The organism is Stenotrophomonas sp. B1-1 (genome assembly GCF_010894375.1).
Classification (GTDB): Bacteria; Pseudomonadota; Gammaproteobacteria; order Xanthomonadales; family Xanthomonadaceae; genus Stenotrophomonas.
In genome coordinates this window covers 1-25678 of sequence record NZ_JAAIUZ010000029.1, presented here as the reverse complement: position 1 = coordinate 25678, position 25678 = coordinate 1, and the positions used below count along the sequence as shown (strand labels likewise).

Genomic DNA, 25678 nt, shown 5'->3' with positions numbered 1-25678 from the left:
TTCCGGGGTCGGATCCCATGCAGGCAACGCCATCCACGCATGGCGTGGATCTACTGCCGCGGGCAAACGCAGCACCGCGTGACGCGTGCATGCCGCGCCCATGCACGGCTTGCTATAGTTCGCCCGCCCTCAATCCATCACGGATTCGTTCTACATGCCCAACTTCCGTCCGCTTGCCGTCGCCCTGGGCATCAGCCTGGCGACCCTGGTCCCGACCCACGATGCATTCGCCGCCAAGAAGAAGGCCGCGCGCGCGCCTGCCGTGAGCGCCCAGTGCAGCGATTTCTACGACGCCACCAACGCCGGCTGGCTGAAGGCCAACCCGGCCCCGCAGACCGGTGCTGCGACCGCGCTGGGCCAGCTGGTCGACCGCAGCCGCCAGCAGCAGCGTGAACTGCTGGACGCCTCGATGAAGGCGCCGCAGGGCAACGTGCAGAAGCTGCTGGGCGACTTCTGGGCCAGCGGCCTGGACGAAGCCGCCGTGGAAGCGGACGGTTCGAACCCGATCGCCCCGCTGCTGACCCGCATCAATGCCATCAAGAAGGCCAAGGATGTACCGGCCTCGATCGCCGCGCTGCACCAGGTCGGTATTCCGGTGGCCTTCAACTTCGGCCCGGACGTGGACCTGAAGGCGCTGGACCGCCACATCGGCTACTTCATGCAGGGCGGCATGGGCCTGCCCGATCCGGCGTTCTACACCCGCACCGACGCGGACACGGTCGCCCTGATGGGCCGCTACCGCAACTACGTGAAGCAGATCCTGGCCCTGACCGGCACCCCGGCCGCCAAGCTGGATGCCGAAGCGCAGTCGGTCATCGCGCTGGAATCCGAACTGGCGCGCAATGCGCAGTCGCTGGCCGGCATCAACAACCCGTTCAACAACTACGCGCCGATCTCCACCAAGGATCTGAACAGCCGCTACCGCAACCTGCAGCTGGATGCCTTCCTGAAGGCGCAGGGCGTGAACGACGACCTGGTCTCGCTGGCCGACCCGCAGCTGTTCAAGCAGCTCGACGGCATGGTCACCAAGCTCAAGCCGGACCAGTGGAAGGCGTACCTGCGCTGGCGCGTGGGTGATTCGATGGCGCCGTACCTGTCCAAGGCCTACCGCGATGCGGAATTCGAATTCCGCGGCCGCGTGCTGCGCGGTGAAACCCTGCCGCCGCAGCGCTGGGAAAGCGTGCTGGACGCCATCAACGTGGCCGCCGGCCCGATGGTCGGCCGCGAATATGCCGCGCGTTACCTGTCGGCCGAAGACCGCCGCCAGGCGGCGTGGATCGTCGACAAGGTGCGTGAAGTGCAGATCGACGCGGTGAAGAACAGCACCTGGATGAGCGCCGAGGCCAAGACCGAAGCGCAGGCCAAGCTGGCCGCGCTGAAGATCGAGATCGGCACCCCGCTGCGCGACCTGGACTACAGCGTGCAGCCGATGGGCCGTGGTTCGTTCGGCGGCAACATGCTGATCGCCTCCACCTGGCGCCACCGCGAAGAGATGAAGCGCATCGGCAAGGGCAACGCCGACCGCCGCTGGGACGTGCTGCCGCAGCAACCGTCGCTGGCCTACGATCTGGCCCAGAACCGCCTGATCGTCACCGCCGCCATCCTGCAGGGCCCGGTGTTCAACGCCAAGGCCGACGCCGCCGACAAGTTCGGCAGCTTCGGCGGCCTGGTCGGCCACGAACTGAACCGCGCCATCGATGCCAAGGGCGCCCTGGTGGATGCCAAGGGCGAGCTGCGCAGCTGGTGGACGCCCGCTGACAAGACCGCCTGGACCCTGCTGGGCAACCGCGTGGCCGCGCAGTACGGCGCCTACGAATTCCCCGGTGTGAAGGGTGCCAAGGTGAACGGCACGCTGACCCAGGAAGAGAACCTGGCCGACATCGCTGGCCTGGAACTGGCCTGGGCCGCCTACACGGCACAGGAACCCAAGGCAAAGCCGGCCCAGCAGCAGGGCTTCTTCCGCGCCTGGGCCGCACTGTGGCCGCAGCAGCTGTCGCCGAACGAAGCCGCGCGCCGCCTGACCGCCGACATCCGTGCACCGGGCCGCTGGCGCACCAACGGGCCGCTGTCGAACCTGCCGGCCTTCGGCGCGACCTTCAGCTGCAAGGCCGGCCAGCCGATGCAGCGCACCGACGCCGAGCAGATCAAGGTCTGGCGTTGAATGCAGCGGTGATGCAGTAACGGAAAAGGCGCCTTCCGGCGCCTTTTCCGCATGTACCTGGGTCGATCCACGCCACGCGTGGATACCCGTCAACCCGGCTGCAACGTGCCGCGGTAGTGCACGATGCGCCCCACCCCCGGCGCGCCAATCTCCACGTCGAACACGAAACGTCCATCCGCCTCGTACTCGAAGCTCTGGTCACCAGGCAGCAGTGCGCGCGGCAGCGGGATGCCCAGCACCGACCAGCTGCGCGGCACCAGTTGCAGCCGCCCGCCGTCCACCACCAGCGCCAAGGCGACCGCCACGGCACCGAAGCGCTCGACCAGCAGCGCCTCGTCACGCCCCTTGCCTTCGGTCTGCAGCGAAGAGAAGCGCTGCCCGTTGAAGGTGCGCGTCCAGCGCTCGCCGCCCGCTTCGGGGCTGAACTGCACTGTCACCGGCACGTTTGCAGCGGCGGCGGGGAAACCGAAGATCCTGCCCAGCACGCGCGACAACACGCCGCGCCCGCGCTCCACCTGCGCCTGCCCCACCCAGCGCTGCGCCGCACCCGGTGCATGCAGCGCCTGCACGGTGGCCGGCAATCGCGCATACGCATCGCCCAGCACGCGCTGGTACAGGCTGGCACCGGGCATGTCGCGGCGGAAACCGGTGTGGATGGTGCGGCCGACGAACAGCTGTTCGTAGTCGGACAGTTCCAACGCGTGGGTCGCCGCGCGCGCGCCCGGTGCCGGCCGCTCACCGGCCAGTTGCTTGCGGATCACCGCTTCGATCGCCATCGATGGAATGTAGGGACCGTCATCGGCCTCGGCCAGCAGGTGCCAGCTCTGTTCAACCGGCGCGCCGTTGCAGGTGCCCTGCGCGCGCACGATCATGCCGCCGCGGTGTTCGCCGAACTTCATCAGGTTCAGCACGGTGTAGAACAGGCGCGAACACGGCTCCAGCGACGGCAGCTTGAACCGCCAGCGCGCCTTGGCCAGCAGGTTCAGCACCCGGTGCAGCACTTCCGGCACCGGGCCGGCGCCCATCCAGATATCGGTCATGGTCGGGTGTTCGGGCGGCAGCACCTGCAGGTCCGGCACATCCACCAGCGAAAAATGCAGGTTGCGCAGCGGCAGGCGCCCCGGCACCGCGACGGTGAAACGGCGGCTCTCGGCCAGACCAACGCCGTGGCCATCGCGGCCGTGCCGGCGCAGTTTCACCGGCGAACCGGCATAGCCCACCACCGCGCGCATCACGTTCAGGCCGATGCCTGCGAACGGCGACGGCGCGATACCGCCTTCCACCCGCACAATGTCCATGCGCGTGGCCATCTGCCGCAGCACCGCAGCGGTCAGCACCGGGAAACTGCTGACCCCGGAAAGCACGTACACGCCAGCCGCGCGGGCCTGTGCATCGTAGGCGGACACGCCGAACACGAAGTCGGCGGCATCGGCGAAATCCAGGTAATCGATGCCGGCGGCGATGCACGCTTCCACCGCGCTGTAGCGGTGCTCGCCGTAATCCTGGAAGGGGCCGGAGGCATCGACCACCAGGTCGGGGCGCTCGGCCTGCAGTACCGGAGCCAGTTGCCGCCGGTCCACCTGCAGCGGGCGTACCCGCGGCTGGCCCTGATGGGCCGCGCAGAACGCCTGCGCCGCTGCCAGCGTGCGGCCGGCGATCAACAGCTCCAACTGCGCAAGATCGGCCAGCAACCGCACCAAGCGCCCACCGAACACACCGTACCCACCCAGAACCAGGATCTTCACGCGCCTTCCCTGTCGTGTCGTTGCGCCATGGTAGCGCGCCGCCTGGCGCTCCTGCAGCGCAGCACGATCCGGTGTTAACGGGTGCCGTGCTATCGCTGCGCCATCGACCGTTCCGGAGCCCGGCCATGGCCCACAAGAACACCATCTGCGTGTGGTACGACAAGGACGCCCTGGCGGCGGCCACCTTCTATGCCCAGACCTTTGCCGACAGTGCGGTGACCGCCGTGCATGCCGCGCCCAGTGACTACCCCGACGGCCGCGAGGGCGATGTGCTGATGGTGGAATTCACCGTGTACGGCATTCCCTGCGTGGGCCTCAATGGTGGCCCGGCGTTCAAGCACAGCGAAGCGTTCTCGTTCCAGATCCAGACCGAGGACCAGGCCGAAACCGACCGGCTGTGGGACGCCATCGTCGGCAACGGCGGCCAGGAAAGCGAATGTGGCTGGTGCAAGGACCGCTGGGGCGTGTCCTGGCAGATCAGCCCGCGCGTATTGATGGACGCGGTGACCAGCAGCGACAAGGCACTGGCGCGACGCGCGTTCAACGCCATGATGCCGATGAAGAAGATCGACATCGCCACCATCGAAGCCGCCATCGCGCAGGCATGAACCACTGGGACGCGATCATCGTCGGTGGCGGCCACAACGGTCTGGTGTGCGCGGCCTATCTGGCCCGCGCCGGGCACAAGGTGCTGGTGCTGGAACGACGCGCGGTGCTGGGCGGGGCCGCCGTCACCGAAGAATTCCACCCGGGCTTCCGTAACTCGGTGGCCTCGTACACGGTATCGCTGCTGCAGCCGAAGGTGATCGACGACCTGCAGCTGCACCAGCACGGGCTGCGCATCGTTGCGCGGCCGGTGAACAACTTCCTGCCGCTGGCCGATGGCCGCTACCTGCTGGCAGCACCGGGCCGCACCCAGGCCGAGGTGGTGAAGTTTTCCGCGCGCGATGCACAGGCCCTGCCCGCCTATGAAGCCCGCCTGGAAATCTTCGCCGACGTGCTACGCGCCTGGGCACTGCGCGCGCCGCCCGACCTGGGCGTGGACGCCGGCTGGCGTGCGCTTCCGGCGCTGTGGCAGATGGGCCGACTCGGCCGCGAGCTGGCGGCGCTGGACCCGGCGCTGCGGCAGGAACTGCTGGACCTGTTCACGCTGTCGGCCGCCGAGTACCTGGACCGCTGGTTCGAGAGCGAACCGATCAAGGCACTGTTCGGCTTCGACGGCATCGTCGGCAACTACGCCAGCCCGTATACGCCAGGCAGCGCCTACGTACTGCTGCACCATGTTTTCGGCCAGTGCAACGGGGTGAAGGGCGCCTGGGGCCATGCGATCGGTGGCATGGGCGCGATCAGCCAGGCCATTGCCGCGGCCGCACGCGAGGCCGGCGCCGAACTGCGGGTCGATGCCGCCGTGCGCCACCTGCAGGTCGAACACGGGCGCGTGGTCGGCGTGGTGCTGGCCGACGGCAGCAGCGAGCGCGCCCACGCGGTGGTGGCCAACGTCAATCCGAAACTGCTGTACGAACAGTTGCTGGAACCGCAGCAGGTACCGGCCCCCACCCGCGAGCGCATGGCGCAGTGGCGCTGTGGTTCGGGCACCTTCCGCATGAACGTGGCGCTGTCTGCCCTGCCCGACTTCCGTGCCCTGCCCGGCCCCGGCCCACACCTGAGCGCGGGCATCATCCTGGCCCCCAGCCTGGACTATATGGATCGCGCGTGGCTGGATGCACGCCGCGACGGCTGGTCGCGCGAACCGATCGTGGAGATGCTGATTCCCAGCACCCTGGATGATTCGCTGGCGCCGCCGGGGCAGCACGTGGCCAGCCTGTTCTGCCAGCACGTGGCGCCGGTGCTGCCAGGCGGCATGCACTGGGATGATCACCGTGACACCGTGGCCGATCTGATGATCGCCACCGTTGATCGCCATGCACCCGGGTTCGCGGCCAGCGTGCTGGGCCGGCAGGTGCTGTCGCCGCTGGATCTGGAGCGCACCTTCGGGCTGATCGGCGGCGACATCTTCCATGGCGCGCTCAGCGCCAACCAGCTGTTCTCAGCGCGGCCGATGGTGGGCCAGGCCGGGTATCGCGGCGCCCTGCCCGGTCTGTATCTGTGTGGGTCGGGCACCCATCCCGGTGGCGGCGTGACCGGGGCACCGGGGCACAATGCCGCCCAGGTGGTGCTGCAGGATCTGTGAGGTGGCCCGCATGGGTAGGTGCCAACCTGGGTTGGCACGCCTTTGCGTGTGCCAACCAAGGTTGGCACCTACCGGACGTTTCGTGCCGACCAACGGTCGGCACCTACCCGCGTGAAGCAAGGCGCGGCGCGCCTTACTTCACGCTGCGCAGGTGGTTCGGGCGCTTTGGCGGGCCGGGTGGGCGGCGCTTGTTGAACGGTGGTTGGCCGCGCCAGTAGCGGATCAGCAGCCAGCCGAACAGCATGCCGCCCAAGTGCGCGAAGTGGGCAACGCCCGGCTGCCAGCCGGTCATGCCCAGCACCAGTTCGCCCACGCCGAACAGGATCACGAAGGTGCGTGCCTTCATCGGAATGGGCGGGAACAGCAGCATCACCCGCTGGTTCGGGAACAGCATGCCGTAGGCCAGCAGCAGGCCGAACACACCGCCGGACGCGCCCAGCACTGGTGCCGGGTTCTCCAGCAGCGAGCCGACCAGCAACTGGCACAGGCCGGCGCCCACCACGCACACCAGGTAATAGATCAGGAACCGCTTCTCGCCCCAGGTCTGTTCCAGCGGCGCGCCGAACATGAAGACGGCCAGCATGTTGAAGAACAGGTGGCCGAAGCTGCCGTGCAGGAAACCATAGGTCAGCAGCTGCCAGGGCTGGAAGTTGCCGCCCGGCGAAAAGGCGTCGAAGCCCTGCTGCAGCGGCTGCAGCATGAACGGGGCAAAGGTCTGCATGCCGAGCAGGAACGGCTGCTGCAGCAGGAACAGGATCGCGTTGGCGATCAGCAGGGCCTTGGTAACGGTGGGCAGTCGCGGGAACATGTGATGACCGGCATGGAACGAACACCATCATAGCCGGTGCAGGGTGTGGGTTTGGCGACGGCGCTGGCGTGCCGGTTCAGCCGGCGGCGATGCTCAGGCCGGGCCCCACAGCGCCGCGTCCAGGGCGGCGGCCGGGTCGATCGCCGGCATGCGCACGCGGCCATTGGTGACCACCACGCCTTCCGCACGCAGCCGCTGCGCCTGCTCGCGCCAGCCCGCCGATCCTTCGGCCATGGCGATACGGCCGTCCGAACGCAGCACCCGGTGCCAGGGCAGGCTGGGATCGTCGTTCTGCCCCAGCACGCGGGCGGTCAGGCGGGCGCGACCGGGCAGACCGGCACGCATGGCGACCTGGCCGTAGCCCATCACCTGGCCCGGCGGAATGGCATGGATCACCTGCAGGATGCGCGCGCGCGCCTGTTCCGGGGTCAGCGCCGCAGGCGCGTCACCAGCAGCACGCCCAGCAGGACCAGCACGGTGCCGGCGATCTGCGCCGGCCCCATCGGTTCGTCGAGCAACCATAGGCTCATCACGATGGTGGAAACAGGGCCCAGCATACCCACCTGCGCGGCCAGCGACGAACCCACGCGCTGCACCGCCAGCATGATCGCCAGCACCGGCAGCACCGTGCACACCGTGGCATTGACCAGCGACAACCACTGCACCGGCGCCGGTGCCTGCCACAGCAGCGGCAGCGGGTGGGTCACCGCAAAGTGCAGCAGCACCAGCACGCTGGCCACGCAGCTGGCATAGGCGGTCAGCCGCACCGCGCCCACGCGCGCCACCACCTGCCCGCTGCCGAACAGGTACAGCGCATAGCTGAGCGCACTGCCCAGCACCAGCAGACTGCCGATGATGATCTGCCCGCCCTCGCGCTGCAGGTCATGGCCGAAGGCCAGCAGCACCCCCAGGTAGCTGAGCACCAGCGCGGCGATCTGCCAGCGCCCCGGCCGCTGCCGCGCCAGCAGCACGTTGATCAGCAGCACCAGGGTCGGGTTCAAGTACAGGATCAGCCGTTCCAGGGTCACGCTGATGTACTGCAGCCCCTGGAAATCGAGCAGGCTGGACAGGTAGTAGCCGGTGAAGCCGAGCCACAGCACGCGCGCACGGTCCGCCCAGGACAGCGGTTCGGCGCGGCGTGCGCTCCACAGCGCCATCAGTACGAACAGCGGCAACGCCATCAGCATGCGCAGGGCCAGCAGCGTGGTCGCATCCACGCCATGGCGCAGGCCCAGCTTGACGATGATCGCCTTGCCGGAGGCCGCAACGGCGCCGATCGCGGCCAGCCCGATGCCGCCCAGCGCGATGCGGGGCGAAGCGGTGGCGATGCGCGAAGACGGGCTGGACATGGGAACGACAACAGGCCGCGCGGGGCGGCCAGGGGCAATCGTGGGGCACCCATTGTCGCATGGGGCGGCGCAGGCCGTAGCGTCGAGCTTGCTCGACTGCGCGCGGTCCTTCAGTCGAGCAAGGTTGATCAGTCGAGCAAGCTCGACTCTACCCAGCCGGGTTACCGCATCAACACCACTTCTTCCGACGAGGTGGGATGGATCGCCACGGTGGCGTCGAACTGTGCCTTGGTCGCGCCCATCTTCACCGCCACCGCAAAGCCCTGCAGGATCTCATCGGCGGCCTCACCCAGCAGATGGATGCCGACCACGCGTTCTTCCGGGCCCGCGCATACCATCTTGAACAGGCTGCGCTGGGTGCCGTTGGCCAGCGCCTGCAGCATCGGCCGGAACCGGCTGTGATAGACCGTTACCTGATCGAAGCATTCGCGCGCCTGCTGTTCGCTCAGGCCAACCGCGCCCAGCGGCGGGTGCGAGAACACCACGCTGGGCACGGTTTCGTAATCCATCTTCGATTCCGGCTTGCCGCCGAACAGGCGGTCCATCAGGCGCCGCGCTGCGGCCACCGCCACCGGGGTCAGCCCGACCTTGCCGGCAATATCACCCACCGCGTGCACGCTCGGCACCGCCGTGGTCTGCCATTCATCGACCTGCACCTGGCGGTGCTCACCGATGCCGATGCCCAGCGCTTCCAGGCCCACATCCGCACTGTTGCCGCGGCGGCCGGTAGCGAAGAACACCGCATCGAACACGCAGTCCAGCGCCCCCTGCGCGCCCACCACGCGCACCTGCTGGCCGTCGCGCTGCAGTGCCTTCAGGTCGAATTCGAAGCAGATGCGCACGCCCTGCTGGCGCAGGTTTTCGGCCAGCTGCTCGGTCAGTTCGTGGTCGAACCGGTCCAGCAGGCGCTGTCCGCGCACCAGCAGGCTGACCCGACTGCCCAGTGCCTGCAGCAGGCCGGCCAGTTCCACGGCGATGTAGCCACCGCCGACGATCGCAACCTCGGCCGGCGCCGCGCGCAGATCGAAGAAATCATCCGATACCAGGCCCAGCTCGGCGCCGGGCACGTCGGGCCGCTGCGGGTGCGCGCCGGTAGCGATCAGGATGTGCTGGGCGCTGTAGCGCACGCCATCGGCGCAGGCCACGGTGTGCGCATCCAGCAGGTGGCCGCGCGCGGGAATGCGCACTACGCCAGTCTCGTCCAGGCGCGCGTGGTAGCTCTTGTGGATGTTGGTGATGTAGGCCTGGCGGTGGATCACCAGTTCCTTCCAGGACAGCGCAGGACGCGCCGGCACATCGAAACCCATCGCATGCGCCAGGCCGATGCGTTCGGCCAGGTCGGCCGCCAGCCACATCGCCTTCTTCGGCACGCAGCCGATGTTCACGCAGGTGCCGCCCAGCTCGCCCGGTTCCAGCAGTGCCACCCGCTTGCCGTACTGCGCGGCGCGGATGGCGCCGGCCAGGCCGGCAGAACCGCCGCCCAGCACGATCAGGTCATAGTCGAAGGGCGCCGTACTCATCGCAATCGCTCGCAGTCAGGGGAAACAACAACATCGTCGAGGTACGCCACGCGCACGCGGCAAGCATGCCACGGCAGGCTGGCAGCCCCGCGTGAGTGATACGGCACGTCAGTCGGCCGCGCGGGTAACGCGCATAGCCGGCCACTGCCGGTAGGTCATCGCCCGCCACAGCCATTCCACCGGCCCGAAGCGGAAACGACGCAGCCACACGTGGCTGATCGCCACCTGCGCCGCGAACAGCGCCAGCGCCAGCAGCAGCTGCCAGGCGCGCGGCACCTGCTCGAACGCCCCCAGCCCATAGTGGTAGAACAGCAGCGTGCACAACAGCGACTGCAGCAGGTAATGGGTCAGCGCCATGCGCCCCACCGCGGCCAGGCCGCGCAGGGCCACGCGCCAGCGCACGATCCACGCCAGGTAGCCCAGGCACATGGGCACTGCACCGATCGCCACAAGGGCCATGGCGGCGGTGGTGGGCAGATCGTAGGCGCCGGGCTGCAGATAGGGCTTCCAGTACGTGCCGGCCAGCGTCAGCAGCAGGCCCAGCGGCAGTGCGACCCAGCGCAGCAGCGCGTACAGGCGCGGGAAACGTTCCGGCGCGGACAGTGCACCGCTGCTGGCGAACCAGCTGCCGAGCAGGAACATGCCCAGTACCTGCGGCCCGGAAATGATCATGCCGCCCAGCGCCACGCCGAACTCGTGCAGGCGCTGGCCGTTGGCCTGCAGCCAGCTGCCCTGCCCATACACCAGGCGTTGCTGGTCGATGCTCTGCTGGGCGTCGGCCAGCATCTTCTGCACGTCCTGCGGCGTGGCCATCGACACGATGGCCCCCACCAGCAGCATCAGCAGCACCCCGCCCAGATAGACCGTGGCTCCCATCCAGGGCAGCCAGCTGCGCGGGGCTTCACGACAGGCCAGCAGCGGCAGCGACGCCAGCGCATACAGCACCAGGATGTCGCCGGACCAGACCAGCAGCGCATGGCACAGCCCGATCAGCAGCAGGCCGGCGCTGCGGCGCAGGTAGAACGGGGCGAAGTCACGGCCGGCCGCTTCGGCGCGCTGGGCCATGACCGCGAAGCCGGCACCGAACAGCAGCGAGAACAGGGTGAAGAATTTGCCCTGCACGAACACGTAGACGAAGGCATCGGCCCAGTAGTCGATGCCCTGCCAGTGCGTGTCGATGCCGGTGAAGGCCAGCTCCAGCGGGCCGGCGAAGGCCTCGATGTTCATCAGCAGGATGCCCAGCAGGGCCACCCCGCGCAGCACATCCAGCACGGCGATGCGTTCGCCGGAGGTGACCGGCTGCAGGGAAGGAAGTGCGGCGTTCACGGAACATCCGGTGGGCAGGTCCGTCATTATGCCGCTGCCGGGCGCACTGCGGGTCTGCCCGCGGCCTGGTCCGGAAACACAACGGCCCGCCGAAGCGGGCCGTTGCTGGCATCACGATCGTGCAGCGATCAGTGCTGGTGACCGCCGTCGCCGTGCACGTGGCCGTGTTCGATCTCTTCCTTGCCGGCTTCGCGCACTTCAACGATTTCCACGTCGAAGTGCAGGTCCTTGCCGGCCATCGGGTGGTTCAGGTCAACGTCAACCACGCTCATGCCGACCTTCTGCACGGTGACCGCGCGCGGGCCGAAGTTGGTCTGCAGCACCACCTGCTGGCCCGGGGCCAGCTTGGCGTTGCCGAAATGCTTCTTCGGCACGCGCTGGGACAGGCCTTCGCGGCGTTCGCCGTAGGCATCTGCAGCGGTCACGTCGACGCTGAAGGTCGCACCGGCTTCCTGGTCCATCATGGCGTTTTCCAGGCCCGGGATGATGTTGCCGTGGCCGATAAGGATCGCCAGCGGCTCGCCGCGGTCCTTGGACGACTCGATCGGCGCCTGGCCGACTTCGGAAACGGTGTAGTGGAAGCGGACAACGCGGTCTTTTTCGATCTTCATGCGCAACTCTGTCTGGATCTGCCGAAGGCAGGCGGGTTGGGGCGGGTTGTCGCCCGGCGGGGACGCCGCCATCATGACGGCCAATCCAAGGTGGCGCATTATCCGGAGATCATGCACATCACGCCAGTTTCGTCCGGCCCGCGCCGGCTCTTCGCGCCCGCTCTGCTGCTGGCCCTGCCCCTGTTGCTGTCCGCCTGCGGCGGCGGCAAGGCCACCCGCCCCGCCCCGCCGCCGCCCTCGGCGCACTGGCCGGCGACCACGCCGGACAACCCCGAGGCCGCCAATTCGGTGCTGATGCGCGCGATCAGCCTGGTCGGCACGCCCTACCGCTATGGCGGCAACACCCCCGATTCGGGCTTCGACTGCAGCGGCCTGGTCACCTACGTGTACCGGGAAATGGTCGACCTGAAGCTGCCGCGCACCTCGCGCGACCTGGCCGCGGTGCAGGGCCCGAGGATCGATCCGCAGCGCCTGGCCACCGGCGATCTGGTGTTCTTCGGCAGTCGCGGCAACGTGACCCACGTGGGCATCTACGTGGGCGAAGGCCGCTTCGTGCACGCGCCCAGCACCGGCGGCACGGTGCGCCTGGATTCGCTCAGTGGTCCCTACTGGAAAGACCACTACACAGGAGCGAAACGCGTCCTTCGCTAAACTGAACAGGCGATATGTTCAAAACTGTGACGCAAATCACGCTGTAAATAACGATTTTATAACGGAATTTTTAACTTATCGCGGCTTTTACAGGGCATGATGCCCCATCGTTTTTTTCCTGTGACCGACGCGTGACGACTGACGACCTGCAAGGCCAAGGCCAGACCGCCGTTCCTTCACATCGTGTCCGCCCGCTGCTGCTGGGCCTGGCACTCTGCCTCTCCAGCCTTCCGGCCTGGGCGCAGACCGCTCCGAACCGTTCCGACGCACCGGCACCGGCTTCCGTGGAAGCCACCGCCAAGCCGGCCGCCAAGGCCGAACCGGCCGCCCAGCGCAGCCGCGCCGACGCCGCCGCCAGCGCCACCCTGGCCGCCCTGCTGCCGCACTTGGCTGCCAACGACACCATTCCGCTGATGGACCGCTCGGCCATGGTCGCCGGCGATCTCAGCCGCCTGCTTGCCAACTACGACACCAGCAGCGCCGCCAACGGCAGCGTCGTGGTCGGCAGTGAAGCCGACAACGGCAAGGTGCAGTCGCTGCTGCGCCGCGCGATGACCCTGCTGGGCACCCCGTACCGCTGGGGCGGCAGCAACCCGGACAGCGGCTTCGACTGCAGCGGTCTGGTGGGCTACGTGTTCCGTTCGGCACTGGGCATCGAACTGCCGCGCGTCTCGCGCGAAATGGCCCACGACAACAACGCCCAGCTGATCAACGACCGCGCCTCGTTGGCCGCCGGTGATCTGGTGTTCTTCGGCCGCAAGGGTCGGGTCGACCATGTTGGCATCTACGTGGGCGAAGGTCGCTTCCTGCACGCCCCGAGCACCGGCAAGGACGTGCGCGTGGACACCCTGCTCAGCGGCTACTGGGGCAACAAGTTCATGCAGGCGCGCCGGGTCGATCTCTGACCGCCGCCCGCACCGTCACCGCCTGAACGACCGAGCCGCTGCCCTGCAGCGGCTTTTTCGTGGCCGCGCCGCTGGCCGCTGGCCGTCGCCCCGTGCGTTGGTGCTTGATGTCACGGTCCGTTGGGCCGCGGCCGGCCGCCAGCCCGCGGCCTGCGTAACCCGGCGTGGGGCGGCATGCCGGGATACCCAGCCAGACCCCGCCCGCGCTGTCTGCGTGCCGGGGGGAAAGGAATGGCAGCAAGCCTGGAAATTCCATCACGTTGCGTGATCTGGTTCGGACAGCCGCAGGCGTCCGAGCGTGGCGCGCTGGCCGCCGCCGGCTGGCAGCTGCGCTGCGTGGCGCCCGGGCCGGCGATGGCCGTCGGCCTGCGCGGTCGTGACCATCTGGTGGCAGTGATCGACCTGCGCCACCTCGATCTGGACGCGCTGCAGGCACTGCTGCCCTGGGTGCAGCAGCACCAGCACCTGCCTTGGCTGGCGGTGCTGCCGGCGGACGTGCACAGCCCTCCCCCTGCCTGGACCGACGTCCTGCTGGCCTGCCAGAACCAGTTCACCCTGCCGCTGGAACTGGGCGCGCTGGTGTCCACCATGCAGCGCCAGGCCGACGCTGACACCAGCGACCCGGCGCGCGCCTGCGATGGCGGTGGCCTGCCGGCCCTGATCGGTGACAGCCCGCGCGTGCTGGCCGTGCGCGCGGCCCTGCACAAATTCGCGCCGGTGGATCTGCCGGTGCTGGTCACCGGCGAAACCGGCACCGGCAAGGAACTGGCCGCGCAGGCCCTGCATGCGCTGTCTGGCCGGGCCGGCAAGCCCTTCCTGGCGGTGAACTGCGGCGCCATTCCCGCCAACCTGGTGCAGTCGGAGCTGTTCGGCCATGAGCGCGGCGCGTTCACCGGCGCCGCCCAGCGCCGCATCGGCCTGTTCGAATCGGCCCATGGCGGCACCGTGTTCCTGGACGAGGTGGGCGACCTGCCCGGCGATGCGCAGACCAGCCTGCTGCGCGTGCTGCAGGAAGGCACGCTCGAACGCGTGGGCAGCAACCAGCCGCTGCGGGTGGATGTGCGGGTGCTGGCCGCCACCCATGTCGAACTGGAACAGGCGGTGGCCCAGGGCCGCTTCCGGCGCGATCTGTATTACCGCCTGAACGTGCTGCGCCTGCCGATGCCCCCGCTGCGCGAGCGTGGCAGCGACGTGCTGCTGCTGGCCGATCATTTCCTGCGCGGCTTCCGCCAGCGCCATCCCGGCCGCGCGCGGGGTTTCGACACCGGTGCCCGACAAGCGATGCGTGGTTTCGGCTGGCCCGGCAATGTGCGCGAGCTGCTGAACCGCGTGCAGCGTGCGGCGATTGTGGCCGAGGGCGAACTGATCACCGCCGCCGACCTCGAACTTGCCGACGACGCACTGCCCGAACCCCGCGCACTGCTGCAGGATGCCCGTGGCCAGGTGGAACGCGATCTGCTGCTGCAGGCATTGCGCCAGCACGGCTACAACGTATCCGCCTGCGCCCGGCACATGCAGGTATCGCGCGTGACCGTCTACCGGCTGTGCCGCAAGCACCGCCTGGAACTGCCCCCGGAACGCTGATGCCCGGCTGCCGTTGACGTTGCCGTTGCCGTTGCCGTTGCCGTTGACGTTGATTTGGATCCGCCTTGAAGCGAGCCGAGCACCGCAGGTCCGGCGAGGGCGAAGAGGCGCCGGTGTCTGAGCGCAGCGAGTTCGGCGCCGTCCCTCGACGGGCCGAGGAGCGCAGGGTACCGGCGCGCAGCGCCGGCTCGCCGACGGCGGTGTGTTTCTTTGGTTACTTTCTTTGCACAAGCAAAGAAAGTGACACCCCGCCGCGGTCGCGGAAACGAAACGCCGGGCATGGCCCGGCGCTACCGAGATGCCCGGCTGCCGTTGACGTTGCCGTTGCCGTTGCCGTTGACGTTGATTTGGATCCGCCTTGAAGCGAGCCGAGCACCGCAGGTCCGGCGAGGGCGAAGAGGCGCCGGTGTCTGAGCGCAGCGAGTTCGGCGCCGTCCCTCGACGGGCCGAGGAGCGCAGGGTACCGGCGCGCAGCGCCGGCTCGCCGACGGCGGTGTGTTTCTTTGGTTACTTTCTTGATGGCGCACATCCATGTGCGCCACCCTACGGGCCGGCTGCGCCGTTCCGCGCTGCTCCTGCAGCACGGTGCACAAGCAAAGAAAGTGACACCCCTCCGCTGCCGCGGAAAACAGCAGCCGGGCGTGGCCCGGCTCTACCATGCGTGAGCGCCACCACAACAAGAAACGCCGGGCATGGCCCGGCGCTACCGATGCATGGCGTCAGCCCTTCGCTACAGCATGTACGGCACCTTGAACGCCAGGGTGAAGTCCGGCGCGTCCGGGGTCAGGCCGATGCCCAGCAGGGTGACCAGCGTGGTGTTCTGGTTCAGCGCATAGGTCACGCCCAGGTTCAGCGAGGCGGCATTGGCATCACTGCCGATCACCTTCACCCATTGCCCGCCCTTGAACCGCGTCGAGGCACGAGCGGTGATCTTGTCGCTGAAGGAGATGCTCAGGCTGGTGCGTTCGTTGAAGGCAAACGCCACGCCTGCGCCGAAGTACACCGATCCGCCCAGCTTCACATCCCCCGGGTTGGTGGTGTCCGGGTTGCTGTCGATATCGCGGAAACCCCGCGGGAACGAATGGATGTAACCGGCGTTGGCGAACAGGATCGCCGGGTCGGCGGTCTTGACCATCGACACACCCAGGTTGGCCTGCCACACGCCATTGCCGGTGGGCTGTTCGCGCGGAACCGCGAAACGGATGTAGTCGTCGTCATCACGCTCGATCACCTTCCAGTCCAGCCCGTAGGGGGCACGCCCGGTCGGTGCGGTCACTCCGCCGGTCAGCACGGTTTCCGGCCGCCAGCCACGTTCGCCGAACAGCCGGTAGTTCGCGCTGACGCTCACATCGCCCAGGCCATTGCCATTGGTTTCTTCCTGCGCGATCGCAGCCGCCGCACCACCGGCCCCCCCCTTCTGATAGACCGTGCGCCGTGCCAGGTAGGGCACGTCGGCGTTCAGGGTCAGGTTCGGGCTCACGCCCCAGCGCGCGGCCAGGTTGTAGGTGAGCGAATCGGATTCGACGTTCTCGATGGCGATGTTGCCCAGGAAGATCGCATCCAGCGCCAGGAAGCCATTGAGGGTCAACTGCTTCCTGTCGTAGCGGGCATAGGTCAGGCTGTTTTCCAGGGTGAACCTGCGTGAGAACAGCGCTGCCTGCTGCTGCTTCACGTCGTCCACGCTGCGTCGCGCTTCCTGCTTGGCCTGTTGTGCTTCGGCAGCGGTGCTGGCGTAGCCCTCGCTGCTGGGCGGTACCGCGGCCGCGGCCGCCGGGGCCAGTGGTGCCGCCGGTGTGGATGCCGCGCCGGCACGACCGTTCAGGCGGGCCTGCATGGCCTGCACCTGCATGTCCAGTTCGCGCAGGCGCCGTACCTCCTGCGCGTAGTTGGCTTTCAGTTGTTCCAGTTGGCCGATCAATGCCTGCACGTCGGCCGTTTCGTTGGCCGCCGGCTGCTGGGCGAAGGCGTTGGCCGCCAGCGCCGCCAGCGCCAGCGGGGTAAGCCGCAAATAGGTATGCATGTCAGTGACCTGCGTTGAACGTTCGTCCCCCTTGACCGGACCGGTTTACTGGCCCGGGCCCATGCCGCGGTTCAGCGCGATTGCCTGGGCCACGTTCTGGCTCAACGGCAGGTTGCCGGCCACGGAATTGCGTACCAGCTCCAGCTGCAGCCGGTTGCTGGCGTTCTGGCCGTCGCCGCTCAGGGCAATGCCCTGGCCGACGCTGCCATTGCGGATCCACTGCTGCACCATGCCCTGGCCATCGACCTGCAACAGCAGGCGCGCCTGGTTGCCGTCCAGCACCGCGCTGGCGCTGGCGCCACCCTGCTGCACCTGGGCAATGCGCGTGCCGTCGTCACTTCCGGCCACGGGCACGGCGCCATCACGGATGGTGAGCGAGGTGACGTTGCGCGCGGTGTTGCCATCGCCCGCCACCTGCACGCTCTGCACCAGACCACTGGCATTGGCCAGGCCGGTGCTGTCGATGCTGCGGCCACTGGTATCGGGTAGCGGTGCATCGGCGGCGGTGACCTGCACGCTGGGCTGGAAGGTCAGCTTGGGCGTACTGCCCTGGCGGAAATCCATGCCCAGGGTGAGCGCACCCTGCACCGCGCCGCCGTCATTGCCCTTCCACTGCGAAATCATGGTGACGCCGAACCAGGCCACGTTGTTGCCGCCCACGGTGTAGCGGCCACGCATCAGATTCAGCTCCGGATCGGGGATTTCCTTCAGGCCGCGCCCCGGCGCACCATCTACGGCCCACGCGGGCAACGCAGGAAGTACCAGCAGCGCAGCAATCAGTAAACGTTGGCAAAACATGATCGTGCCTCCTTCAGAACAGGTCGGCATGGCTGAAGCCGAAGTCGACCAGCTCGGCATCGGTGATCGGTCCCTGCCGCGCATACAGCGCGCGTGCACTGGGCCGTTCGCTCGGTTGCAGCAGGACCGTATTGCGATCGAAGTCGCTGCCGATGACGACGAAAACGGCGCGCGACGGCCAGGCTTCCAGGAACTCCGGTAGCGGCAGCGCACGGTTGCCCAGGATCGGGTCGGCCACTTCCACCACGCCGCCCCGCACCTGCTTGAGCACCACGAAATGGCGGAAGCCGCGCACATCCATCAGCACCAGCCCCGGCACCCGCAGGGTGCGCAGGCGCGTTTCATCAATGCGGTAGCCGCGGCCGCGCATGCCCAGCGATTCGACATAGCGCTTGATGTCCAGCAGCGAGAAACCGCGCTCCTTGACCAGTTGTGGATCGGAAACCCCCATCATTCCCTCGATCACCGTGGCTTCGGTGGTGTCCAGGTGGTAGGCGTAGCGCAGGATCGTGGCCAGCGCGGCGGCCCCACAGCTGTAGTCGGTGTGTTGCCGCACCAGGTTGCGGTAGCGCCGCTCCTGCATGCTTTCCACCTTCTGCTGCATCAGCGCACCGTTGGGCAGCACGCCGCTGAAGGCGACGTCCCCGGCCCAGGCACCGGCGCTGCCCAGCAACAGCAGGCAGGTCAGAACACGCAACCACCAACGGGAACCGGCCATGGTGCTCTCCACGGAAAGGAAGGAGCCCCTGCCCCAAGGGGGAGGAGGGACAGGGGCTCCCGGGGAACCCGGCCATTGGCGGACGGCCGGGCTTGTTGCGCTCAACGCAGGTCAGCTGCGAAAGCGGTCACGCGCGGTGTTACTCGCCGCCACCGGTGCCGCCGCCACCGCCGGTGCTGGGCTGGGCCACGGCCAGGGCCAAGCTGTTGGCCTGCAGGTTGCCGGTGCCAGACGCCACGTTCACGCCGATGTTGCCCGACGCCCCGGAGAAGGCACTGCCGGACAGCGCCGAGGTGTTGGTGGCGTTGACGTTCACCCAACGGGTGGTGGTGACGGTGCCGCTCAGGCTGGCGTACAGGTCGGCAATGCCCAGTTCGACGAACTGGCTGGTGCCGCTTTCACGCGTGTCGAAGCCCAGGCCACCCACGCCCTGACGGTACGGGTTCATCGTTGCGTTCTGGATCTCGTTGTCCAGATCGATGTGCCCGGTGCTGTTGCCGTCCGGATGCGGCAGGTCGCCGTCCCAGGTGTCGAGGTAGTAGTTCGCCATCTGGTAAGCGTTGCCACGGCCGCTGTAGGTGCCGGCGCCGTAGGCCAGGGTCAGGCCGCCCACGCCACCGCTCATACCCACTTCCACGGTGTCGGTGTAGGACTGCACGAAGCCAGCATTGGACACCGCGTTGCCGCTGGAGATCTGGTTGGAGCTGATGCTGGACTGGGCCATCGCACTGGTGGCCACCGAAGCAGCGAGCGCGTTCTTCTGCTCGTTGTTGTTGCCCGAGGCGATGTTCACGCCGATGTTGCCCGACGCGCCACCGAAGGCATTGCCACCGAGGCTGGCGGCGTTGGTGACGCCGGAGTTCATGGTGACGTTGCCCATACCGGCCTGGTTGACGAACACTTCGGCGTCGGCCATGCCGAAGCTGAAGGACGCGTCGGCGGCGGACAGCGAAGCGGCGTTGTCCTGCGCGTTGTTGTCACCGGCAACCACGTTGAAGCCGAGGTTGCCCGACGCACCGGCGCCGACATCGTCGGCAATGGAGGCGCTGTTGGTGACCAGGCTGTTGGAGCCTACGTTGTTGCTGATCGACTGGCGGTTGTCGATGACCGCGATGGCGGCCGAATCCAGATCGATCGAGCCGGTCACTTCCGGGTCACCCGAGAAGCTGATGTCCGAGCTCAGGCGCAGGTCCTTTTCCAGGTTCACGTCGACGCCGTGGTTGTTCTTTTCCTTGCGCTCGTCGGCCTGGATGTTGCTGTTCTTCTGTACCTGCTCGTTCACCGTGCGGTTGCGGGTGATGTTGGAGCTGTCGGTGTTGCTGCGTACCGTGGTGTTGGTACGGGTCCAGTTGCGGACCTCGTTGTCGGTGTGGTTGTGGGTGTCGTTGCGGGTTTCGGTCACGACATGGTTGTGGTTGATGTTGGCGTTGGCGTTCTGGTTGTCCCAGCCGTTGGCCGCAGCCGCAGTGGAGGCCGTGGCAATCGCCATCGCAAGCACGGTCCTTTTCAGGTTCGCGTTCATGGTGCCCTCTCTCTCATCAGGTGATACATCGGGTGGTTGTTGCTCACGGGTTGCCCTGCACGGCCATGGTCAGCACGTTGGCCGTGTCATTGCGCGCTCCCGCGATCTGATTGAGTTGCAGGACACCGTCGAAGCCCCGCAGTGCCGTCGAAGCGACGCCGACACTGCGGATACCCGCCGCAACACCGTCACCGGTGTCGCCCTGCCCCCCTGCTGACGCGATGTCCGCTGCGGCCAACGCCGCGTCATCGGATTCGCGTATCCCTTGCCGGGCCAGCGTCGCGCTGACGACGTTGAGCGTCGTGTTGGCGATGCCGCTGGCCTGGTTGATCGATGCGATACCACTGGCGCCGGCCAATGCTTCCCCGGCGATATGTGCGCTGGCCTGCAACGGTGCCGACAGCACCACGTTGCCGCCGCGCTGCTGGCGTGCGGCCACGGCCACGTTGGCCTGGTCGCCGCTGGCCATGCCCTGCAGATTGGCCTGGATGTTCAGATCGCCAGCGGCCTGGTTCACCGCGATGGCGCCGCTGGCCCCAGCCAGCGCGCGGCCGTCGATGCGGGCGATATCCAGGTAGGCCAGCATGCCGCTGTAGTCGTCGGCCAGCGCCGTGGCCGGCAGCAGCACCACCACCAGCAGCAGGCACCGCGTGCGCCGCATCATTTGCCACCGCCCGGCGCCGGTGCGCCCAGCGGGAACTGCGACAGCGCACCGCGCACCGTATCGCCGATGCCGCGGGTGGTGTTGCCCACCGCACCCAGCGGGCCGCTCATCGCCCCGCTCAGGTTGCTGCCGCTCATCATGCTGTCACCGGAACGGCCGAGCGTGCCCCCCAGCGCCTGGTGGGTCACCCGCTCCACCGTGGTTCCACCGGGCGCGGCCAACTGCTGGGTCTGCCCAGCGCCCAGCCCGGCGTAGTCATCGTCGCTGAGTTCGTCCATGCCACCATGCGCGCCGCTGCTGCCGAGTGCACCGGCGATCTCGCGCTGTGGCTTGGGGTCGGCGATCAACGCCACGCCGGGCGGGGCCATGCGGTAGGCCGGGCGCGTGGACACATCGCGCAGCAGCACGATTTCGCCAGGCTGCGCCTTGACGCCCTGGCGCGCACCGGATGCGGCGGCGGCCAGCGGGCAGGCCAGGGCCAGCAGCAGTGCCATCTGCCGAACCGGGCTACCAATGAGGATGCTGCTGCCGTCCATGCCGCTCTCCCGTTGCGTATGCGCAGGGAGGGAGCAGTTTCCGTGCCAACTTCCGCAGGCCTGTTGCACAAGGCCTGCGCGTGCGCTCACGCGCGCCGGTTGATGCCGCGGTGTTACAGCCGCGTTGGGATTTCGTTGGGCTTAACGCGCGCGAAACGCAGGATTCACGGGCTGCGCGGGGGATGTATCAGTCCTGTTACAGGGGCTGATACAACCCGTTGCAGCCCCGCTTCAGCTGCGCGGCGGGGTCGGGTCGGGATCGTCGATACCGACATTGGTGCTGGGGTTGTCGTACACGCTCTGGTCCAGCAGCCCGGTTTCCTTGGCCACCAGCACCGGCACCAGCATCTGCCCCGTCACATTCGTCATCGTGCGCATCATGTCCAGGATGCGATCGATGGCATACAGGTAGCCGATGGTTTCCAGCGGCAGGTTGGCCGCGCTCAGCACCACGGTGGCCATGATCACCGCGGTACCCGGAACGCCGGCGGTACCGAAGCTGCCCAGCACCGAAGCGATCAGCACGACCACGTACTGTTCCGGGGTGAGCGGCACGCCGCTGTACTGGGCAATGAACACCGCGCACAGCGCCGGGTAGATCGCACCGCAGCCATCCATCTTGATGCTGGCGCCCAGCGGCACGGCGAACGAACCGTAGTCCTTGTTCACCCCCAGGTTGTGGGTGATCGAGCGCAGCGCCACCGGCATCGCCGCGAAGCTGGACGAACTGACGAAGGCCACCTGCATGCCCGGTGCCGCGCCGCGGAAGAACTTCAGCGGGTTCAGGCCGTGCGACAGCAGCAGCGCGCTGTACACCACCACGATGTGCAGCGCGCAGGCCACGTACAGGGCCAGCACGAAATGGCCCAGCGGCAGCAGCTTCTCGAAGCCGTAGCTGCCGACCAGGCCGGCGATCAGGCCGAACGTACCGATCGGGGTGACTTCCAGCACGAAGCGGGTCACCTGGATCATGATGTCGCTCATCTGCCCGACCAGCTTGCGCGCCTCGGTCACCTTCTCGCCCAGCTTGACGATGGCAAAGCCCACCAGGCCGGCGAAGAAGATGACCGGCAGGATCGAACCGCGACCGGCCGCCAGCACCGTCTCGCCGGCAGCGTTGACCTTGGTGCCGATGCCCGACAGCGCGTAGAACACATTGGCCGGCACCACGTCCAGCAGCACCTGCACCACGCTGGGCACTTCGCGCGGCACGTAGTTGCTGGCCATCGACAGTTGCAGGCCGCCGGCACCGGGCTGCAGCACCGTGCCCACGCCCAGGCCCACGCAGACGGCCAGCGCCGCAGTGATCACGAACCACAGGAAGGTACGGCCACTGAGCGCGGCGACCGATTTCTGGCCATGCAGCGACGAGATCGCGTTGATGACCGCGAAGAACACCAGCGGCACCGCGATCATCTTGATCAGGGTGACATACAGTTCGCCGAGCGGGCCGAACCACGTTTCCGCGGCCGGGCCCAGCGCCCAGCCGGCCAGCGCGCCGAGCACGAAGCCACCGACCACGCGCTGCCAGAATGGAATCCGCAGCCAGGCAGAGACCAGCTTCATAGGCAATCCAGAGGGGAAGGAAGGGATGGTTCCACGATAGCCCAAGCCTGTCCCGGGAACGACCGCCGCACCGGCAAATCAGTGTGTCATCGGCGTGCCTTGCTGGGCCGGGCATAATGAACGTCCCGTTACAGTTTGTGAGATCCCAGCGTCCATGCGTCGTTCCGTCTCTCTGTTGGCCGCCTGCGCCACCACCCTGCTGCTGGGCGCCTGCGCCAGCACCGCCCCCGCCACTGCCCCGGCCGGCCTGACGGTCGCCGTCGATCCGGTTGCCCATCCGGCCGGCGAAACCCCGCAGTGGTGGTACCGCAGTGGCGCCGCACAGGCCGCAGCCAACGGCGCGATGGCCGGCAAGGCCAAGAACGTCATCCTGTTCCTGGGCGATGGCATGAGCCTGACCACCGTGGCCGCCGCGCGCATCTATGAAGGCCAGCGCAAGGGCAGCGCCGGCGAAGAAAACCTGCTGTCGTGGGAGCGCTTCCCGGCCACCGCGTTCAGCAAGACCTACAACACCGATTCGCAGACGCCGGATTCGGCCGGCACCATGACCGCCATCACCACCGGCGTGAAGACCCACATGGGCGCCATCGGCGTCAGCGCCGGCAGCCGCACCGACTGCGCCGACAGCCTGTCCAAGGGCCTGCTGACCTGGCTGCAGCTGGCCGACAGCGCCGGCCTGGCCACCGGCATCGTCTCCACCGCACGCCTGACCCACGCCACCCCGGCCGCCACCTACGCCCATTCGCCCGAGCGCAACTGGGAAAACGACACCGACCTGACCGAGGAAGCCAAGGCCGCCGGCTGCCAGGACATCGCCCAGCAGTTGCTGTCCACCTCGCGCTATGGACGTGGCCCGCTGGTCGCCCTGGGCGGCGGTCGTGGTGAGTTCACCACCGTGGAAGAGCGCGACCCCGAATATGACGACAAGGTCGGCCAGCGCCTGGACGGCCGCAGCCTGGTGCAGGAATGGCAGCAGGCGCATCCGCAGGGTGCGTACGTATGGAACAGCAAGCAGCTGGCCGCCGCCGCCAACGCCCCGGCCCTGCTCGGCCTGTTCGAGCCGGACCACATGCGTTACGAATACGAGCGCCCGCAGGATCCGTCCGGCGAGCCGAGCCTGGCCGAACTGACCGCCGCGGCGATCAAGAACCTGGCCCAGCACAAGGAAGGCTACGTGCTGATGATCGAAGGCGCGCGCATCGACCATGCCAACCACAGTGGCAACGCCTACCGCGCGCTGACCGAAACCGTGGCGTTGTCCGATGCCGTGCGCGTGGCCAACGAACTGACCTCGGCCGATGACACCCTGATCATCGTCACCGCCGACCACTCGCACACCCTCAACTTCGTCGGCTACCCGGCGCGTGGCAACCCGATCCTGGGCAAGGTGAAGGACAAGGGTGGCGAAGACGGTGCCGGCAAGCTGGACAACGCCCTGGACGGCAACGGCCAGCCCTACACCACGCTGAGCTACGCCAACGGCCCCGGCCACACCGGCGCCACCAACCAGCAGCCGGCCGGACCGAAGCGCTACCCGCACAACCCCAGCACGTTCGAGCAGGCCAAGGGACGCCCCGACCTGCACGCGGTGGACACCGAGCACCCCGATTACATGCAGGAAGCGCTGGTGCCGATGAAGTCCGAATCGCACGGCGGCGAAGACGTGGGCATCTGGGCCCGTGGCCCGGGCAGCCAGGCGATCCGCGGCACGCTGGAACAGAATGCGATCTACCACATGATCGTGCAGGCGGCCCCGGCCCTGCGCGCACGCCTGTGCCAGGCCGGCACCTGCGATGCGCAGGGCGTGCCGGTGCAGCTGCCGGCGCCGAACGCCTTCGAGCGCAAGGCCGAGGCCAAGTGAGGCCGCAGCCAGCCCCTGCCGTTTGGGCCGGTCGCCGCGTTGCGCGGTGGCTGGCCCTGCTGGGCGTGCTGGCCAGTGCCGGTGCACAGGCACAAGCGCCTGCGTGCCAGCTGCTGACTGAAAGCGAAGGGCTGGTGGCGTTGCCGGGCTGCACCGTGGCCGAAGGTCAGCCGCGGCTGGACGCCACGGCGCTGGCCGCCCTGCCCTACGACGCGCAGGGGCTGGCGGTGGTTCATGCCGGCGGCAGTTTCCATTACGTGGACCGCACTGGCCGCAGCCTGGCGGTCATCACCTGGGACAACGGCCCGGACACGCCGCAGGAAGGTCTGCTGCGTGGCCGCGTGGGCGAGCGCATCGGTTACTTCGACGTGGCGTTGCGGCAAGTGATCGAACCGACCTTCGATTTCGCCTGGCCGTTCCACGACGGTGTGGCCGAAGTGTGCAACGGCTGCCGGCGCGGCACGCCCGATGCTGACGGGCACACGCCGATGGAAGGCGGCGACTGGTTCCGCATCGACCGCAGCGGCCGTCGGCTGAAGTAGGGTTTTCGGCAGGGCTGCGCCCTGCACCCCTGTAGAGTCGAGCCATGCTCGACTGAAGCAACGGCAACGGCAACGTCAAAAGCGGGCATTGCGTGGGATGGCGGGGCGGTGTCGGATTGCGGGGACGCCGCAAGTACGTCCGTGTAGGCTTGGCAGCCGCATCCATGCGGCTGACACCCCGCAATCCGACAGCGCCCCACCTCTGACAGATTCCCGCGATCGGCGGGGGGATCCACGCCATGCGTGGATGGATCTCTGTGGGAATCGAAAATTTCGAATTGAATTCGGAACGGATCCACGCATGGCGTGGATCTACTGGCCATCGCGACATGCGCGGCTGTTGGTAGGTGTCGACCTTGGTCGACACATCTGTCAGGTATCGAATGAATTCATTCGTGTCGACCAAGGTCGACACCCACCAGAGCAGAACGCCGTTCCGGCAGATCGCATGGCATGGGGTCGGATCCCGTTGCTTCGCAACGGGCTCTGACCCCAAATTCTTCGATATCTGACAATTTCATCCACGCATGGCGTGGATCTTATCTCTTGCCGATCTGGCACCTTGGGTGCCGAGAGCCCGGCGTGGGCGACCGTGTGGAT

Annotated in this window: 22 protein-coding genes; 8 read left to right on the top strand and 14 right to left on the bottom strand. The window is 67.9% G+C overall.

Annotated elements, in window-relative coordinates:
* Positions 1 to 154: 154 nt before the first annotated feature.
* Positions 155 to 2161, top strand: coding sequence for a M13 family metallopeptidase (locus tag G4G00_RS19030; protein WP_108753726.1), 2007 nt, complete (start codon positions 155 to 157; stop codon positions 2159 to 2161).
* Positions 2162 to 2250: 89 nt separating this feature from the next.
* Here G4G00_RS19030 and G4G00_RS19025 read toward each other — a convergent pair whose 3' ends face one another.
* Positions 2251 to 3906: an SDR family oxidoreductase gene (locus G4G00_RS19025; RefSeq protein WP_164275767.1), complete on the bottom strand. Its 1656-nt coding sequence runs from the start codon at positions 3904 to 3906 to the stop codon at positions 2251 to 2253.
* Between the two features lie 125 nt (positions 3907 to 4031).
* On the opposite strand from G4G00_RS19025, the gene G4G00_RS19020 reads away from it, so the two are divergent.
* The gene (locus tag G4G00_RS19020) at positions 4032 to 4514 is read left to right on the top strand and encodes a VOC family protein (RefSeq protein WP_108753728.1); all 483 of its coding nucleotides are present in this window, start codon (positions 4032 to 4034) and stop codon (positions 4512 to 4514) included.
* The gene (locus tag G4G00_RS19015; RefSeq protein ID WP_164275764.1) at positions 4511 to 6097 is read left to right on the top strand and encodes an NAD(P)/FAD-dependent oxidoreductase; all 1587 of its coding nucleotides are present in this window, start codon (positions 4511 to 4513) and stop codon (positions 6095 to 6097) included. Before G4G00_RS19020 ends, G4G00_RS19015 begins: the two co-directional genes overlap by 4 nt.
* A 133-nt stretch (positions 6098 to 6230) precedes the next feature.
* On the opposite strand, the gene G4G00_RS19010 is transcribed toward G4G00_RS19015, so the two are convergent.
* From G4G00_RS19010 to G4G00_RS18985, 6 genes are all read right to left on the bottom strand, one after another.
* Positions 6231 to 6905, bottom strand: a complete 675-nt coding sequence (locus G4G00_RS19010) for a rhomboid family intramembrane serine protease (protein WP_108750266.1) — start codon at positions 6903 to 6905, stop codon at positions 6231 to 6233.
* Between the two features lie 93 nt (positions 6906 to 6998).
* Positions 6999 to 7427, bottom strand: a complete 429-nt coding sequence (locus tag G4G00_RS19005; RefSeq protein ID WP_234414529.1) for an MGMT family protein — start codon at positions 7425 to 7427, stop codon at positions 6999 to 7001.
* Positions 7334 to 8254 (bottom strand): DMT family transporter, encoded by a 921-nt coding sequence (locus tag G4G00_RS19000; protein ID WP_108753730.1) that lies wholly within the window; start codon positions 8252 to 8254, stop codon positions 7334 to 7336. The genes G4G00_RS19005 and G4G00_RS19000 overlap by 94 nt, the downstream gene beginning before the upstream one ends.
* 161 nt (positions 8255 to 8415) lie before the next feature.
* Positions 8416 to 9774, bottom strand: coding sequence for a glutathione-disulfide reductase (gene gorA / locus G4G00_RS18995; RefSeq protein WP_164275761.1), 1359 nt, complete (start codon positions 9772 to 9774; stop codon positions 8416 to 8418).
* Positions 9775 to 9882: 108 nt separating this feature from the next.
* Positions 9883 to 11127, bottom strand: a complete 1245-nt coding sequence (locus G4G00_RS18990) for a DUF418 domain-containing protein (RefSeq protein WP_164275758.1) — start codon at positions 11125 to 11127, stop codon at positions 9883 to 9885.
* A gap of 101 nt (positions 11128 to 11228) precedes the next feature.
* Positions 11229 to 11711 (bottom strand): peptidylprolyl isomerase, encoded by a 483-nt coding sequence (locus G4G00_RS18985; RefSeq protein ID WP_108753733.1) that lies wholly within the window; start codon positions 11709 to 11711, stop codon positions 11229 to 11231.
* Between the two features lie 111 nt (positions 11712 to 11822).
* On the opposite strand from G4G00_RS18985, the gene G4G00_RS18980 reads away from it, so the two are divergent.
* From G4G00_RS18980 to G4G00_RS18970, 3 genes are all read left to right on the top strand, one after another.
* Entirely contained in the window at positions 11823 to 12362 is a 540-nt protein-coding gene (locus tag G4G00_RS18980) for a C40 family peptidase (protein WP_108754849.1), read from the top strand.
* Positions 12363 to 12562: 200 nt separating this feature from the next.
* A complete protein-coding gene (locus tag G4G00_RS18975; RefSeq protein WP_233614814.1) occupies positions 12563 to 13267 on the top strand; it encodes a C40 family peptidase in 705 nt (234 codons plus the stop codon).
* Between the two features lie 231 nt (positions 13268 to 13498).
* On the top strand, positions 13499 to 14851 hold the full coding sequence (locus G4G00_RS18970) for a sigma-54 dependent transcriptional regulator (RefSeq protein ID WP_164275755.1): 1353 nt from the start codon (positions 13499 to 13501) through the stop codon (positions 14849 to 14851).
* A gap of 730 nt (positions 14852 to 15581) precedes the next feature.
* On the opposite strand, the gene G4G00_RS18965 is transcribed toward G4G00_RS18970, so the two are convergent.
* The 7 genes from G4G00_RS18965 to G4G00_RS18935 all read right to left on the bottom strand — a co-directional run bounded on the left by G4G00_RS18965 (position 15582) and on the right by G4G00_RS18935 (position 22675).
* Positions 15582 to 16871 (bottom strand): transporter, encoded by a 1290-nt coding sequence (locus G4G00_RS18965; RefSeq protein WP_164275752.1) that lies wholly within the window; start codon positions 16869 to 16871, stop codon positions 15582 to 15584.
* A gap of 45 nt (positions 16872 to 16916) precedes the next feature.
* Complete coding sequence (locus tag G4G00_RS18960) at positions 16917 to 17669, bottom strand: hypothetical protein (RefSeq protein WP_164275749.1); 753 nt, start codon at positions 17667 to 17669, stop codon at positions 16917 to 16919.
* Positions 17670 to 17682: 13 nt separating this feature from the next.
* Positions 17683 to 18387: a C39 family peptidase gene (locus tag G4G00_RS18955; RefSeq protein WP_108750275.1), complete on the bottom strand. Its 705-nt coding sequence runs from the start codon at positions 18385 to 18387 to the stop codon at positions 17683 to 17685.
* 139 nt (positions 18388 to 18526) lie between these two features.
* Positions 18527 to 19909 (bottom strand): adhesin, encoded by a 1383-nt coding sequence (locus tag G4G00_RS18950; RefSeq protein WP_164275746.1) that lies wholly within the window; start codon positions 19907 to 19909, stop codon positions 18527 to 18529.
* A gap of 43 nt (positions 19910 to 19952) precedes the next feature.
* Complete coding sequence (locus G4G00_RS18945) at positions 19953 to 20570, bottom strand: hypothetical protein (protein ID WP_164275743.1); 618 nt, start codon at positions 20568 to 20570, stop codon at positions 19953 to 19955.
* Entirely contained in the window at positions 20570 to 21067 is a 498-nt protein-coding gene (locus G4G00_RS18940) for a hypothetical protein (protein WP_234412145.1), read from the bottom strand. Before G4G00_RS18940 ends, G4G00_RS18945 begins: the two co-directional genes overlap by 1 nt.
* Before the next feature lie 273 nt (positions 21068 to 21340).
* Positions 21341 to 22675 (bottom strand): dicarboxylate/amino acid:cation symporter, encoded by a 1335-nt coding sequence (locus tag G4G00_RS18935; RefSeq protein ID WP_164275740.1) that lies wholly within the window; start codon positions 22673 to 22675, stop codon positions 21341 to 21343.
* Between the two features lie 154 nt (positions 22676 to 22829).
* On the opposite strand from G4G00_RS18935, the gene G4G00_RS18930 reads away from it, so the two are divergent.
* A complete protein-coding gene (locus G4G00_RS18930) occupies positions 22830 to 24536 on the top strand; it encodes an alkaline phosphatase (RefSeq protein WP_164275737.1) in 1707 nt (568 codons plus the stop codon).
* Positions 24533 to 25078 (top strand): WG repeat-containing protein, encoded by a 546-nt coding sequence (locus G4G00_RS18925; RefSeq protein WP_164275735.1) that lies wholly within the window; start codon positions 24533 to 24535, stop codon positions 25076 to 25078. Before G4G00_RS18930 ends, G4G00_RS18925 begins: the two co-directional genes overlap by 4 nt.
* The last annotated feature ends 600 nt before the right edge of the window (positions 25079 to 25678 follow it).